This is a genomic window from Streptomyces sp. NPDC002795, assembly GCF_042888725.1.
In the GTDB taxonomy this organism is placed as follows: Bacteria; Actinomycetota; Actinomycetes; order Streptomycetales; family Streptomycetaceae; genus Streptomyces.
In genome coordinates this window covers 69347-82644 of the sequence record NZ_JBIAQB010000016.1, presented here as the reverse complement: position 1 = coordinate 82644, position 13298 = coordinate 69347, and the positions used below count along the sequence as shown (strand labels likewise).

Sequence of the window (13298 nt, the reverse complement as noted above, 5' to 3'; positions counted from 1 at the left end):
CTTCAGGCGTTGCGGCTGGCGACGTCCGAGCCGCCGCCTCCTGTTTCCTTGACCGAGTTGTCGGCCTCAGCGTCCTGGTACTGGCCGTGAGCCTTGCGCGTCTTCTGGCCGAACTTGTCGATCAGCTTCTCGATCTTGGCGATCATGTCGTCTTCGATGCGGGCCTTCATCGAGTCGTGCGCGTTGGCCAGCGTCCGCGCCTCGTCGAAGTCACCCAGCGCGTCCTTCGGGACGTACGTCGAGTGCGCCGCCTTACGCTTCGGCCCACCCATGTCCTTCAGGACCTGGTTCAGTTCCTTGACCACCTGGTCAAGGGCGTCGAGATCGACCTCGTACCCGTCAGCCATCGCAGGCCGCCTTCCCCGTTTTCTTCTGTAACTCTGAAGTTCTGTTGTGCCGCGTGCAGTTGGACGCGCAGCGATTACCTCAAGAATCGCCTGAGACGTGCCGAACTCACAAGTTCAACACAGGTTCCCTCACAGAACGTCCTCGCCCCGCCGCCGCAACCAGTCCCGCCGCGCCATCGCCCCCGCCGCGATCACCGCGAGGCCCAGGCCGCCGCCGATCACCAGGTACGTCCCGTAGCGGGAGTTGCGCTCCGCCGGGGTCTCGCCCAGGGTCAGCTTCGCGGCGGTGATCTTCTCGCCGGCGCCGGGGCCCGCGCCCACCGCGCCCTGCAGGTCCTCGTTGGTGATCTGCTGGGTCGGCGGGGTCTCGTCCTTGATGGCGGCTACCGGGTCGATGACGCCCCAGCCGATGTTCTGGTCGCGGTACGCGTGCGAGCGGGACGCGGTGTCCTCGAGGTGCCAGATGATCTGCTCGGGTTCCCACTCGGGATGCTTCTGCTTGAGGAGGGCGGCGACCCCGGCCGCGTACGGGGCGGCGAACGACGTTCCCTGGTCGACGCATTGGCCGCCCTGGGGGACGGTCGAGACCATGTCGACGCCGGGGGCCGCGATGTCCACGTGCTCGTTCGGCGTGGAGAACGGGGCGCGTTCGTTGTTGCGGTCGGAGGCCGCGACGGACAGGACGTTGGGGTTCTTCAGGGCCGCAGGGTAGGTGTCGGAGGCCTTGCCGGACGCGCCGCTGTTGCCGGCCGAGGCGACGATGAGGGCGCCCTTGGACTCGGCGTTGTTCACCGCGGCCTGCAAGGGGCCGAGCTTGGAAACGTTCGCCGTCGTGCCCTGCGAGATGTTGATGATCTTGGCGCCGGCCGAGACGGCGGCGTTGATGGCGTCAATCATGGTCGCCAGGTTGCCGCCCTCCTCCGCCGTGCTCGTCTGGAGGGGCAGGATCTTGGCCTCGGGGGCCAGGCCGTGGAAGCCCGAGCCGGCGATCGGGGAGGCCGCGATGATGCCGGCCACCTTCGTGCCGTGGCCGACGCCGTCGGTCGTGGCCTTGGAGCCCTTCGCGAACGACTTGCCGCCGAGGACCTTCCCCGCCAGCTGCGCGTTCTTCGTGTCGACGCCCGTGTCGATGACGGCCACGGTCACGCCGTCACCCTTGAGGGACTTGCCCTCCCACAGCTGCTCGGGGATGACGCGCTGCAGCGACCACGGCGTGCCCTTGATGACATTGCCGCCGAACTGGCAGTCCGTGGACGCCAGTTGGGTGTCGTCGTCGGCGACCGCGGGGGTCGCGGTCAGACAGGCGAGTGCGGCCGTCGCCGCGAGCGCCGCCGCCGTGCGGCGCGCGACAGCAGTAGATGCCACGGTGGGTGCCACGGTCTCTGTTCCCCCTAGGAGTTCTGCGTTACGAGTTCGGCGTCAGGAGTTCTGCGTCTGCTCGGCGGCCTTGGTCGTCAGGTCGGGGCCGGACGGCAGGAGCTTGGACCACTGGGCGGGCACCGATACCTTGCTCGTCTTCTCGTAGCCGAGGCGGATCTGCGCCCTGCCGACCTCTTCCTTGTCCGAGCCCGACGAGTCCTTGCCGGAGTCGTTGTTGACAGGGAGGTAGTAGCGCAGGCCCGTGTCGGTGACCAGGTAGTTGAAGCCGCTGGCGGACTTGCCCTCTTCCTCCTGGTAGAGCAGGCCGCTGCCCGGGCTCACGTAGGAGGACGCGCTCGACGCGACCGAGGTGATGGGCAGGGAGGAGCCGGCCCAGGTGCTCAGGTTGGTCGCCTTGCCGCCGTTGTACACGGAGCAGGAGGTGTCGTTCGAGCCGCCGTTGGCGAGCGAGACTGCCTGGGTGGGCCAGGTGCTGGCGCCCTGCATGGACGCGCCCCTGTCCACCGAGAGCTCGGGCTCCTGGATGATCTTCGGGGTGGAGTTGCTGAGCGTCTCCCGGAGCAGCTTCGCCTGGAAGTCGGAGACGGGGACGACCTGGTCCTGCTCGACCAGGTAGTGGTCGCCGCCATTGGTCTTCAGGAGCGTGCCGGTGGTGCGGTACTTGGACGGAACGCCGCTCGCGCTGGACGTTTGGCCGTCGCCCGGCACGTAGGGCAGCTTGATCGGCTGGGGGCTCTGGGTGAGCGTGGCCAGCCAGTCGTCGGTGACGGTGCGCGGCTGGGCACTGTTGCCGAACAGGGTGCGGACGAGCGAGTCGAGGTTGCCGCCCTGGCCGCCCGCGAGCTTGTACGCCACGCCGCGGCTGCTCACCAGGTACGGCGTCCTGGCCTCGTCCTGGACGTACAGGGCCTTGCCGGAGTCCAGCTTGCCGGAGCCCTTCGCCGAGACCTTCTTCGCGTCGTCCTTGTCGAGTACGAACACGGTCTGCTGCGTGGACGTGGACATCGCGTCGGCGCCGCCGATCGCCTGCTGGCACAGCGCCCATGCCTTGGCCGTGCCCGCGTCCTTGGTGTTCGGCATTCGGTCGGGGGCGTACGGAATTCCGACCATCGAACCCTGGGCGATATTCGATTCGTCGAGGAACTTCTCCTTGACGGTCTTCACGGAACCCTCACCGCTGTTTTTCGGGTTCAACAGAAGCTTTGCGGACGCCAGGTTGAGGACCGGATGCAGAACGGGCTTCTCCTTGCCGTTCTTGTCCTTCTTATCCGAATTGAGCACCACGTACCGCGTCGCCGACGGATCCGTGACGATGATTCCGGCCTCGGGTGTGTCCCAACCCTTGGGCGCCACAGGGCTGATCATGCCGCAGGCGCCGAAGCCCGCCAGTACCACCACGGCCATGACGATCCCGGGGACCGCGTGCTTCAGCGGCCGCGGGGCGCTGTCCACCGATCCATTGGGGAGTGGTTTGAGAAAAGCGGCAACGGTCCGCTTGCGTGCGAAATTGTAGGCATTCAGCTCATCACGACGTGATGCCATCGTTACGTTTTCTCCCCGTCCTCGCTGGACCGTGCTGGACTATTGCTGCGGGTCCACTTCTCGACCACCCCCGGCGCATGCGCCGCACGGGCCTCTACTATGCCGTGTGGTGATCGGGCCGTAGCGTACGGGTACGGTTTTTCCACGCGCCAGCCGACGTTGGGTCCCGATGGCCCGGGGCGGTCCGATTCCGACCGATTCAACCCAGCCGGCCATCACGAGTCATCACAGCAGCGAGCGAAGGAGCAGGGCGGGGGATGTCCAGCGCCAGCAGGACCCGACAGCGTGGCAATCAGGGTCGACCGACCCCGAACGGGCGCCGCGGAGGGGGCCGTTCCGGCGGCCGCCCCACCGGCAGGCCCGCCGGGCAGGGCGGACGTGGCGGGCGCGGTAGCCGTACCGCGCAGGCCGCTCCGCCGCCGCAGCAGCAGGCCGCAGGTCCGGTGAGACCGAAGCTGCCTCGCAAGATCGGCAGCTTCGGACCGATCAGCACGCACCACTTGGTCATCATCGAGATCGCGCTGGCGCTCGTCGTGGCGGCCGCCGCGATCAAGGCGGTGCTGATTCTGCCCGCCGCCGTCATCGGCGGGCTGCTCGTCTTCCTTCAGCTCGGCCGGCGCCGCCGCCACCCGCTTCCCGAGTGGATGGCGATCGGCCGCGCCCTCAAGCGCCGCCGCCGCGCCTTCAGCGGGCCGCCGCCCGCCGACATCGACAGCGGCTTCGCGCCGCTCCTCGAAGCGGACCCGAGCCTGCGTACGTGCGAGTACGAGGCCCGGGACCGGCGCCTCGTCGGCTTCGTGGGTGACGGCTCGTTCCTGACGGCACTCGTTCAGGTGGACTCCGCGCCCGGCCCGCTGCGCCCGCAGGGCGACGCGCGGCCGCTGCCCGTCGAGCTGCTCGCCGACGCCCTTGACGTCGAGGACATCCACCTCGAATCGGTGCAGTTGGTGCAGTACACCCAGCCCGCCCCCGCCCCGCACCTCCCGCCGCAGGCCCTCGCCGCCCAGGCGTACGCCGCCCTTCAGGCGCAGGCCGGCACCCCGGCGGTCCGGATGACGTGGGTGGCGCTCAAGCTCGACCCCGAGCTGTGCCCGGAGGCCGTGGAGGCACGCGGCGGCGACCTGCGCGGCGCCCAGCGCGCCCTGCTGCGCGCCGCCGACCAGCTGATCAGCCGGCTCAACGGACAGGGCTTCGTCGCCGAGGTCCTCGACGAGAACGCCGTCCTCTCCGCGCTCTCCGTCGCGACCTGCGTCAACCCCCGCGCCAACCTCAACGCCCAGTCGCAGCAGGGCCGTTCGGGTCCGCGTACCGAGGAGAGCGTGCGCGCCTGGCGGTGCGACGACCGATGGCACGCCTCGTACTGGATCGGTACGTGGCCGCAGCTCGGCCGCGGTGGCACGCCGCTCGGCGCGCTCGCGTCCGGCCTGTCCACGACCCGTACGCTCGCGACGACGTTCAGCATCGCCCTCGCTCGCGCGGGCCGCGAGGACGTCGCGGTGAGCGGGCACGTGCGCCTCTCGGCGCGCAGCGAGAACGAACTCGGTCAGGCCAAGCGCGAACTCGAGCGCGCCGCCTCCGGCCTCAAGGCCGGCCTCGTCCGTCTCGACCGGGAACAGCTGCCCGGCCTCCTCGCCACCCTTCCCCTCGGAGGCACGCGCTGATGAGCACCCCCGGTACCCCCGACCCCCGCGAGCAGATGACCCCCGAGCAGCACGCAGAGCAGGAGCGCCGCGCCGCGGAGGCGGCGGAGCGGCGCAGGCAGTGGGAGGCGCAGCAGGCCGCCGAGCAGCAGGGCGGTTACGGCTACCCGCAGCAGCCCACCCCCGAGCACGCGGAGCAGCAACGGGCCGCGGAGGCGGCGGAGCGGCGCAGGCAGTGGGAGGCGCAACAGGCTGCCGCCCAGCAGCAGGAGGGTTACGGCTACCCGCAGCAGCAGCAGCAGCAGCAGCAACAGCCCACGCCCGAGGCAGGTGGCTACGGCTACCCGCAGCAGCAGCAGCAACAGCAGCCGACGCCCGAGGCAGGTGGCTACGGCTACCCGCAGCAGCAGCAACAGCAGCCGACGCCCGAGGCAGGTGGCTACGGCTACCCGCAGCAGCAGCAACAGCAGCCGACGCCCGAGGCGGGCGGCTACGGCTACCCGCAGCAGCAGCAACAGCCCACGCCCGAGCAGGTGGCGCACCAGCAGGCCGCGCAACAGCAAGCTGCCCAGCAGCAGGCTGCCGCGGAACACGCCGCGCAGCAGCAGGTCGCCTCCCAGCAGCAGGCCGCCGCGGCCCAGCACGCCGAAGAGCAGCGGCAGTTGCGCGCCCGCTACCAGGAGGAGCAGCGCCGCGCGGAGGAGGCCGAGGCACGCCGCCGTGAGTGGGAGGACCAGCAGCGCCAGCAGCAGATGGCGCAGCAGCAGCAACTCGCCGCCCAGCAGCAGGTGGCCGCCCAGCAGCAGTACGCGCCGCAGCACCCGGACCAGCAGCCGCAGGACCCGTCCCAGGGCGTCGTCGGCGGCATCGCCCAGGTACCGCAGCAGGCCGCACCCGCGGCCACTGGCGCCACCATGACGTACGCGCCCGCCCCTGAGGTCGGCTCGGGCCGGCCCACGCACCGGGCGCTCCCCGACGACCCCGCGCACGAGGACGACTTCGCGGAGTTCGAGGAGGAGTTCACCAGCCCCGGCTACGGGCTGCGCGGCCCGCGCCGCCGTCGGCACGTCATGTCGAAGAAGTCGCTCGGCTCGCTCGGCGTGAGCGTCGGTGACGACGGTGTCGTCATCGGCGTCGACCCGCAGGGCAGCCCCGCCGTCCTCGACGTGCTGCGGCCGAGGCCCCGCGAGATCGTCGTCGTCGGCTCGATGTGGACCGCGCAGATCATCGCGCTGCGCACCGCGGCCATCGGAGCCCGGATCGCCGTCGAGTCCGTGCGGCCCGCCGCGTGGGCGCCGATGGCGCAGGCCGCGGGCGGCGGACTGCAGTGCGTCTCGGTGTACGAGCCGCGCCAGATGGCCGCGCAGGGCGCGTCCGTGGCGAGCCCGGTCCTCGTCGTACGGGACCTGGGCGCGCAGCCCGGACGTTCCCAGATCGCGCCGACGCCCTGGCAGTCGACGCTCACCGTCGTACCGTTCCTCGGCCCGCGCGCGCCGCGACTGCTCGCCCGCGCCGACGTCATCGGGCTGCAGAACCTCTCCCCGCAGGAGGCCGAGGCCATCGGCCGGGTGCTGCGTCTTCCCGAGCAGCTCACCCAGACGCTGCCGACGCTCAGCGACGCGACGATGCTGTGGATCGCGGGCGACAAGCGTCAGTTCGTGATGGTGCAGCCGACGGAACCGGAGACCGGGCTGCTCGGCGGCCCGCGCCGGATGGACTGACGCCCGTCGGACTCCGGCGTGCGGTGGGTGGTCCCGAAGAGGTGTGGGGTGGCCCCGTAAAGAGCGGGTACGTGACGTGTACCGACGGGTACGTGACACGTACCGCCTTTACGGAGGCCGCCCCGAACCGTTTACGCTGTCCGGACGAACGGCTGAGACGCAAGTGACGCGGGGCCGCCGCGACGGTCGGGGGCGACGACGCGCGAACCCCACCAGGCCCCGCCGGAACCGGTCGTTCAGGTGCACAGCAGAGACCAGGAGGCACAGTGACCAGTGACCGGGACCAGCGGAACCCGGACCCCGGCGACGGTTCGATCGAGACGGAGCTGACGGGAGAGTTCCGGCTCGATTTCGACGCGCCGTCCTGGTACGCGCAGCCAAGCGAATCGAGTGCGACGCCGCCGTCCGGCACGCCCGCGACCCCCTCGTCCGGCACGGCAGGGGGCGCGACTCCGCCGCCGCCCGCGCCGGGTCCCCCGTCCGAGGGGTCCGCGCCGCCGCCGGCCGCTCCTGGGTTCCCGACCTTCGGGGGTACGGGTGCGGGGGAGGCGGCTCCGGCCGCGCCCGCCGCGCCGCCTGCGGCTCCTCCCGCCGCTGCCGCCGAACCTGCCGCGTCGAGCCGCCGGGCCGGGGCCGTCGATCCCACGGGTGACCTGTGGGGGGACGACGATGACGATGACGACGACGCCGCCGATGACGCGGCGGAATCCGGGACGGCGACGTCCGAGACCGGGACGTCCGGGGCCGCGACGTCGGGGGCCGGGGCCGAGGTGAACCAGGCGGCAGCTCCGGCCGGTTCGGCCGCGCCCGCGCCTGTGCCTGCTCCTGCTCCCGCTCCTGGTCAGCCGGCTCCGGTTCGAGTGGCGCCGCAGCCGCCTGCCGCTGGTGGTTACGGGTATCCGCAGCCCGCGCCGCAGCAGCAGCCTGCACCTGGTCAGCCGGCTCCGGCTCCGGTGGCGCCGCAGCCGCCCACTGCCGGTGGTTACGGCTACCCGCAGCCCGCGCCGCAGCAGCCCGCTCCCGCGGCGCCGCAGCCGCCCGCCCCTGGTTATGGCTATCCGCAGCCGCCGGCCCCGGGTTACGGCTACCCGCCGCAGCAGCAACCGGGTCAGCCGCAGCCCCCGGCGCAGCCGCAACCCCAGCCTCAGGCGCAGCCCGCTCCCGGCCAGCCGGGGCAGCCGATGCCTCCTCAGCAGCCGGGCCCGTACGGGCAGCCCGCCGCCCCGCAGCAGCCGGGTCCCTACGGGCAGCCCGCGCAGCAGCAGCAGCCCGCTCCCGGTCAGCCGGCCCCTGGGGCGCCGCAGCCGCCCGCCCCTGGTTATGGCTATCCGCAGCCGCCGGCGCCGGGTTACGGCTACCCGCCGCAGCAGCAGCCGGGTCAGCCGCAGCCCGCTCCCGGTCAGGACCCGGGACAGGCGGCGCCGCCCGCGCCGCAGGCCCCGTACGGCCAGCCGCCTCAGCAGGGCCAGCCGCCCCAGCAGGGGCACCCGGCTCCTGGTCAGCAGGCCGCTCCCGGGGCCCCCGCCCCGAACGCGTACCCGCAGCCGGCCGTCGACCCGCGCGCGGGCTGGGACCCGGGTGCGGGCCAGCAGCGTTCGGCGCCGGGCGCACCGCTCGGGTACAACGCGCAGGTGGAGCTGAGCTCCGACCGCCTTCTGCGCAACCAGCCCAAGCGCAAGAACAACAACAAGGGCCCCAGCAAGTTCAAGTTGGGCGCCAAGGCGGCAGAGGCCGAGCGGCAGCGCAAGCTCCAGATGATGCGCACGCCGGTCATGTCCTGCTACCGAATCGCCGTGATCAGCCTCAAGGGCGGCGTCGGCAAGACGACCACGACGATGTCGATCGGCGCGACCCTCGCCTCGGAACGCCAGGACAAGATCCTCGCGATCGACGCCAACCCGGACGCCGGCACGCTCGGCCGACGGGTCCGCCGTGAGACCGGCGCGACCATCCGCGACCTGGTGCAGAACATCCCGCACCTGCACTCGTACATGGACATCCGCCGGTTCACCTCGCAGGCGCCGTCCGGCCTGGAGATCATCGCCAACGACGTGGACCCGGCCGTGTCGACGTCCTTCAACGACGCCGACTACCGCTCCGCGCTCGACGTACTGGGCAAGCAGTACCCGATCATCCTCACGGACTCGGGTACCGGTCTTCTCTACTCCGCGATGCGCGGAGTCCTGGACCTGGCCGACCAGTTGATCGTCATCTCGACCCCGTCGGTGGACGGCGCGAGCAGCGCGAGCACGACGCTCGACTGGCTGTCGGCGCACGGGTACGCGGACCTCGTCCAGCGTTCCCTCACGGTCATCTCCGGTGTGCGCGAGACCGGCAAGATGATCAAGGTGGACGACATCGTCAGCCACTTCGAGACGCGCTGTCGCGGCGTGGTCGTCGTCCCGTTCGACGAGCACCTGGCGGCGGGCGCCGAGGTCGACCTCGACATGATGCGCCCGAAGACGCGTGAGGCGTACTTCGAGATCGCGGCGCTGATCGCCGAGGACTTCACGCAGCGCGCCGAGGCCCAGATGCAGGCGGGCGGCATGTACGGCGGCCAGCAGCCGGGCATGCCCCCGGCAGGCTTCCCGCCGCAGCAGCAGGGCTACGGGCAGCAGCCGCCTGCGGCCCCGCAGCCGGGCCAGCAGGGTTACGGCTACCCGCAACAGCAGCAGCCGCGCCAGGCTCCCCAGCCGCCGCAGCAGCCGGGTGGCGGCGGTCTGCCGTCGGGCTGGACGCAGCAGCAGCCGCCGCAGTAGGCGACAGCAGTACGCGTACGAGGGAGGGGGCCACGTCCGACACGGACGCGGCCCCCTCCTTCGTACCTTCGTACCTTCGTACCTTCGTACGCGATACGCGTGTTAGGCGCTCACTGCTGGAAGGTCTTCCGCAGATGCTGGTCCAGCCACGCCGTCCACGCCGGCACGTCGATGTTGTCGTACGGGAAGGCGAACGGCCCGTACCTGCCGGTGACCAGGTCGAGCGAGTCATGACGGGCGAAGAAGATCGACTCCAACTGCCCGCCGGGCCGCCGGTACTCCGGCGGGAACCACATCTCGATCTCCTGCCAGAAACCGACCTGCGAGTTGCGGCCGCCCGTCGGCGTCCCCTTCTTCACCTCGGCCTCGTCGAAACGGAAACCGAGGTTGGCGTACGCCTGCAGCAACGCGTCCTGTGCGGGCAGCGCGTGCACCTGGACCTCGTCGAAGTCACCGCGGTCCACGGCGTTGTCGACGGTCAGCTCCGTACGGACCGCGACCCGCGCCCCCTTGAGCGGCCGCCCACCCAGGAAGTGCGTCAACGGGGTCTCCCACGGCACGTCGAAAGAGACCTGCCCGTCCTTCGTCTCCCCGGCCTTCAGCTCGAACTTCTCGCCGAGCACGAGGGACTTGACGACACCCGGGTTGCTCCACAGGGTCTCGGTCTCCTCCAGGTCCTCGAACCGGGTCACGATCTCGATCCGGACCCGCTCGACCTCGATGTCCACGGAGCCGCCCTGCAGCCGCACATTGCAGTGCAGCTGATCCCCGGGCCGTACGGCGCTCGCACTGAGCGTGGTCTCGACCTCGGGCGCACCGACACCGAGCGAACTGAGGAACTTCCGAAAAGCCACGAATCCCACTCCCCGGGCCGCCGGCTCCTCCACCCGGACCATCCAGGCACCCGCCCCGACCCGCCGGGGAACCCTAACGTGGGACGGTGCTCAGAGTGTTCGTCCTTCTTCAGGTCGAATAGACGACGATCGACGCGATGAGCCCTACCAGGGAGACGAGGAAGCCCCAGCCCGACAGTGCGTCCCTCATCGGGGCGGTGATGGAATACCACTTGTCGGGAGAGGGTTCGTTCGTTTCCTTCGTACGCTGGAAGCCGTTCGGCAATCCGCGCAGTACGAGCGAGAACGCGCCTAGGTAGAAGAAGGCCAGGCAGAACGACCAGGCGGATTCCGTCCAGTTCAGGACCGTGTACGAGGCGCCGGAACCGGAGACCGTGACTTTCTCCCCGCTTGCGTAGGCGAAACGGGGCTTGACGACGGCGTCGTCCACCGCGTCCTGCCCGGAGTCGGACCGGTACCGCCCCACGCACGTGTGGCCCTGGGAGCCGCGCTGGTAGCAGTCCGTCACCGTCAGGGTTCCGGTCGCGCCGGTGGCCCCGGATCGCTCCACGCCTTGGACGAAGTACATCGCGGCCATGAGGAGGGCCACGACGGCGATGACCGCGGCGGTGATGCGTCCCGCCCAGGCGGGCTCTTGGGTGCGCGTCGCTTTTTGAAGTTCAGGCATATCGGATGCTCCAGCGCAGAGGGGCCCGCAGACCGGGAACGGGGCAATTCACATCGCGATGACAGAGGCGATGAATCCGACGACTCCGATGCTCGTGAAGACGATGACCGCGACGCGGCTCGGGGTTCCCAATACGTCGTTCCAGGCTTCCTTGACCTTCGGGCCGCCACGCCGCGGCCAGTCCGCGACCAAGCAGAAGATTCCAGCGCCGAGGAAGATGGCTCCGCCGCTGACCATGCCCGCCGATTGCGCCGCGCGCTTGGTGTTGTCCAGCTCGTAGTCACCCGTGATGGCATGCCCGATGAAGCTGGAGTCGAAGTGCTGGGCGGCGAGTTCGAGGTTCGACACGTCGGAGCCGAGCAGCCGCGCGACGTACGCGTCGCCGTCCTTGCTCGGCGCGTCGCCGCTGCCGATGGTGACTTGTGCGTCGTCGTCCACGTAGGAGCGGTCGTCGGAACGGAACGACCCCGTGCAGGTCGCGCGGACACTGGATGGGCCGCGCGACGAGCTGGTGTGGGCCCTGGTCTGTTCGCACTTCTGCACAGCGAAAGTGCCATGCGTTCCCAAATGGCCCCAGGAGGAAAAGGCCTGGAATCCGTACACGAGGGCCATTCCCACGAAGGCCACGATGAATACGAATCCGAGCCCATTGCGCTGGCCAATGGGCGTCTTCTGCCGTGCCTTCGGGGGACTGGTCATGAAAGTGGGTGCCCTTCGTGGGGTAAGGGGAACGGCGGCAAAGGTCTGGCAAAACTGTGTGTAGTGCGCGTGCGGGCTGTGGGGGATCCATGGCGCCTGGGGGTGTCCGCTGAGACCGCCGACTAATGTACGGTACGCAGCTCAACTGTGGTCGCGTGGTGCAGCGGATGACCGTGCAGGCGATCAAATCAACAACCAGGGGATGTGTGACATGGGGGGCTCCGGCTACGGCGTTCAGGCGGACGTGCTCAAGGAGCAGGGAGGCGCCTTCGGTCGCATTGCCGCCGACTTCGCCAAGCAGTCGAAGCAGTTCGACGACGATCTCAAGGCGCTCGAAGGCGGTTGGGGCGAGGACGACGTCATCGGTGTCACCGTCGCCCTCGACATGTACAAGGCGGCAAGCGGCGGAATTCTCGATTCGCTCGAACATCTTGGTGATGGACTGAAGGGCATCGGCGAGAAGCTCACGTCCAACGCCAACCTGTACGAGCAGGCGGAACAAGGCAATAAGGACGCTCTCCGGCAGATCGGCCAGTAACCGCCAAGCGGACGCAATGCGGCCGGGTCTCGGGCCAGTTCGGCCGTCCGCGCATCGAACGAAATCTTCACCGGAGGGTCATAACTCGTGGCGATCATGCTGCCCACCGAGGTCGACTGGGTTCTCGACCTGTTGGACTTCAAGTGGCCGAACATCGACGAGGACAAACTGCACGAGGCCGCGGAGCTGTGGCGCGGATTCGGTCAGGCCGCGGCCGAGTACGCGTCGCAGGGGGAAAGCGCGGCGCGCGCCGTCGCGGACGCCCATGTCGGTGAGGCGGCCGAGGCGTTCGCCCGCGAGTGGAAGAAGTTCGATGGCGGCGACGGTTATCTGGCCGACCTGGCGACGTCGGCCGATCTCCTGGCGGTCACGCTGGACATCTGTGGGTACGCCGTACTCGCTCTGAAGATGTACGTGATCGCTCAACTCATCTTCATCGCCATTCAGTTCGCTATCGCTCAGGCCTCGGCACCGGTCACCCTGGGGGCCTCCGAAGCCGTGCTCGCCGCCGAGGTGGCGACCACCCGGATGATGCTGCAGCGGGCCGCGACCGAAGCTGCGCAGAAGATCATGGATGCGGTCGTCAACGCTCTCAAGGAGCGGGCGATCAAGAAGATCCAGGACATCGCCAAGGAGATCGCGACCGATGTCGCCTCCAAGGTGGGTCAGGAAGTGTTGAGCCAGAGCATCAAGGGCTCGTTCGGTGCGCAGCAGGGCATCGACTTCCAGGGCCTCGGAGTCGCGGCCGGTAACGGTGCCATCGGCAAGGTCTTCGGGGAGTTCGAGGAGAGCGACGACGGCAAGGGGTACGACTTCAAGGCGAAGGCCGGAGGGAAGGTCGTCGCCGGCGGTATCGCGGCGGCCGGCGGTGACGCCGGCGGTCTGCGCGCGATGGAGCAGGGCGCCGGCGAGCTGTTCAACAACTTCACCGAAAAGCGCTCCACGGCGGGAAGCGGCGGCGAGACCACCGGGGACGGGGCACCCAGCGGCGGCGACTCGCCCAGCGGCAACGGCACGTCGGGCGGCAACGAGTCACCGGGCGGGAACGCCACCCCGAGCGGCGGCGACTCGCCCAGCGGCAACGGCACGTCGGGCGGCAACGAGTCACCGGGCGGGAACGCCACCCCGAGCGGCGGCGACTCGCCCAGCGG

Annotated in this window: 10 protein-coding genes and 1 pseudogene; 5 read left to right on the top strand and 6 right to left on the bottom strand. The window is 70.1% G+C overall.

All coding sequences use genetic code 11. From position 1 onward, the window contains the following. Positions 1-2: 2 nt before the first annotated feature. The 3 genes from ACFYWS_RS36265 to eccB all read right to left on the bottom strand — a co-directional run bounded on the left by ACFYWS_RS36265 (position 3) and on the right by eccB (position 3269). Entirely contained in the window at positions 3-347 is a 345-nt protein-coding gene (locus tag ACFYWS_RS36265; RefSeq protein ID WP_389283588.1) for a hypothetical protein, read from the bottom strand. A gap of 129 nt (positions 348-476) precedes the next feature. Then, positions 477-1712 carry a type VII secretion-associated serine protease mycosin gene (mycP, locus tag ACFYWS_RS36260; protein WP_389283586.1) on the bottom strand — a complete coding sequence of 412 codons (1236 nt, stop codon included), beginning with the start codon at positions 1710-1712 and terminating at the stop codon, positions 477-479. 54 nt (positions 1713-1766) lie between these two features. Continuing rightward, positions 1767-3269, bottom strand: coding sequence for a type VII secretion protein EccB (eccB, locus tag ACFYWS_RS36255; RefSeq protein WP_389283584.1), 1503 nt, complete (start codon positions 3267-3269; stop codon positions 1767-1769). Positions 3270-3712: 443 nt separating this feature from the next. Between eccB and eccE the strand changes: the two genes are divergently transcribed. The 3 genes from eccE (at position 3713) to ACFYWS_RS36240 (ending at position 9389) form a co-directional block, all read left to right on the top strand. Further along, positions 3713-4930 carry a type VII secretion protein EccE gene (gene eccE, locus ACFYWS_RS36250; protein ID WP_389283582.1) on the top strand — a complete coding sequence of 406 codons (1218 nt, stop codon included), beginning with the start codon at positions 3713-3715 and terminating at the stop codon, positions 4928-4930. Next, positions 4930-6630: a hypothetical protein gene (locus tag ACFYWS_RS36245; protein WP_389283580.1), complete on the top strand. Its 1701-nt coding sequence runs from the start codon at positions 4930-4932 to the stop codon at positions 6628-6630. The genes eccE and ACFYWS_RS36245 overlap by 1 nt, the downstream gene beginning before the upstream one ends. Before the next feature lie 266 nt (positions 6631-6896). Then, positions 6897-9389 carry an AAA family ATPase gene (locus ACFYWS_RS36240; RefSeq protein WP_389283579.1) on the top strand — a complete coding sequence of 831 codons (2493 nt, stop codon included), beginning with the start codon at positions 6897-6899 and terminating at the stop codon, positions 9387-9389. A gap of 110 nt (positions 9390-9499) precedes the next feature. Here ACFYWS_RS36240 and ACFYWS_RS36235 read toward each other — a convergent pair whose 3' ends face one another. The 3 genes from ACFYWS_RS36235 to ACFYWS_RS36225 all read right to left on the bottom strand — a co-directional run bounded on the left by ACFYWS_RS36235 (position 9500) and on the right by ACFYWS_RS36225 (position 11348). Beyond that, positions 9500-10243, bottom strand: coding sequence for a sporulation protein (locus tag ACFYWS_RS36235; RefSeq protein WP_389283577.1), 744 nt, complete (start codon positions 10241-10243; stop codon positions 9500-9502). 109 nt (positions 10244-10352) lie between these two features. Further along, complete coding sequence (locus ACFYWS_RS36230) at positions 10353-10910, bottom strand: hypothetical protein (RefSeq protein ID WP_389283576.1); 558 nt, start codon at positions 10908-10910, stop codon at positions 10353-10355. 48 nt (positions 10911-10958) lie between these two features. Next, positions 10959-11348 (bottom strand): hypothetical protein, encoded by a 390-nt coding sequence (locus ACFYWS_RS36225; RefSeq protein ID WP_389283575.1) that lies wholly within the window; start codon positions 11346-11348, stop codon positions 10959-10961. A 472-nt stretch (positions 11349-11820) separates the two neighbouring features. Here ACFYWS_RS36225 and ACFYWS_RS36220 point away from each other — a divergent pair, with 472 nt between their 5' ends. Continuing rightward, the gene (locus ACFYWS_RS36220) at positions 11821-12147 is read left to right on the top strand and encodes a WXG100 family type VII secretion target (protein WP_389283573.1); all 327 of its coding nucleotides are present in this window, start codon (positions 11821-11823) and stop codon (positions 12145-12147) included. An 87-nt stretch (positions 12148-12234) separates the two neighbouring features. Then, a pseudogene (locus ACFYWS_RS36215) lies at positions 12235-13298 on the top strand (hypothetical protein); the annotation flags it as partial.

Excerpts from the sequence above, each read along its gene's own strand:
- ACFYWS_RS36245 (WP_389283580.1), top strand. The coding sequence starts at position 4,930 with ATGAGCACCCCCGGTACCCCCGACCCCCGCGAGCAGATGACCCCCGAG.
- eccB (WP_389283584.1), bottom strand. The coding sequence starts at position 3,269 with ATGGCATCACGTCGTGATGAGCTGAATGCCTACAATTTCGCACGCAAG.
- ACFYWS_RS36230 (WP_389283576.1), bottom strand. The coding sequence starts at position 10,910 with ATGCCTGAACTTCAAAAAGCGACGCGCACCCAAGAGCCCGCCTGGGCG.
- ACFYWS_RS36220 (WP_389283573.1), top strand. The coding sequence starts at position 11,821 with ATGGGGGGCTCCGGCTACGGCGTTCAGGCGGACGTGCTCAAGGAGCAG.
- ACFYWS_RS36265 (WP_389283588.1), bottom strand. The coding sequence starts at position 347 with ATGGCTGACGGGTACGAGGTCGATCTCGACGCCCTTGACCAGGTGGTC.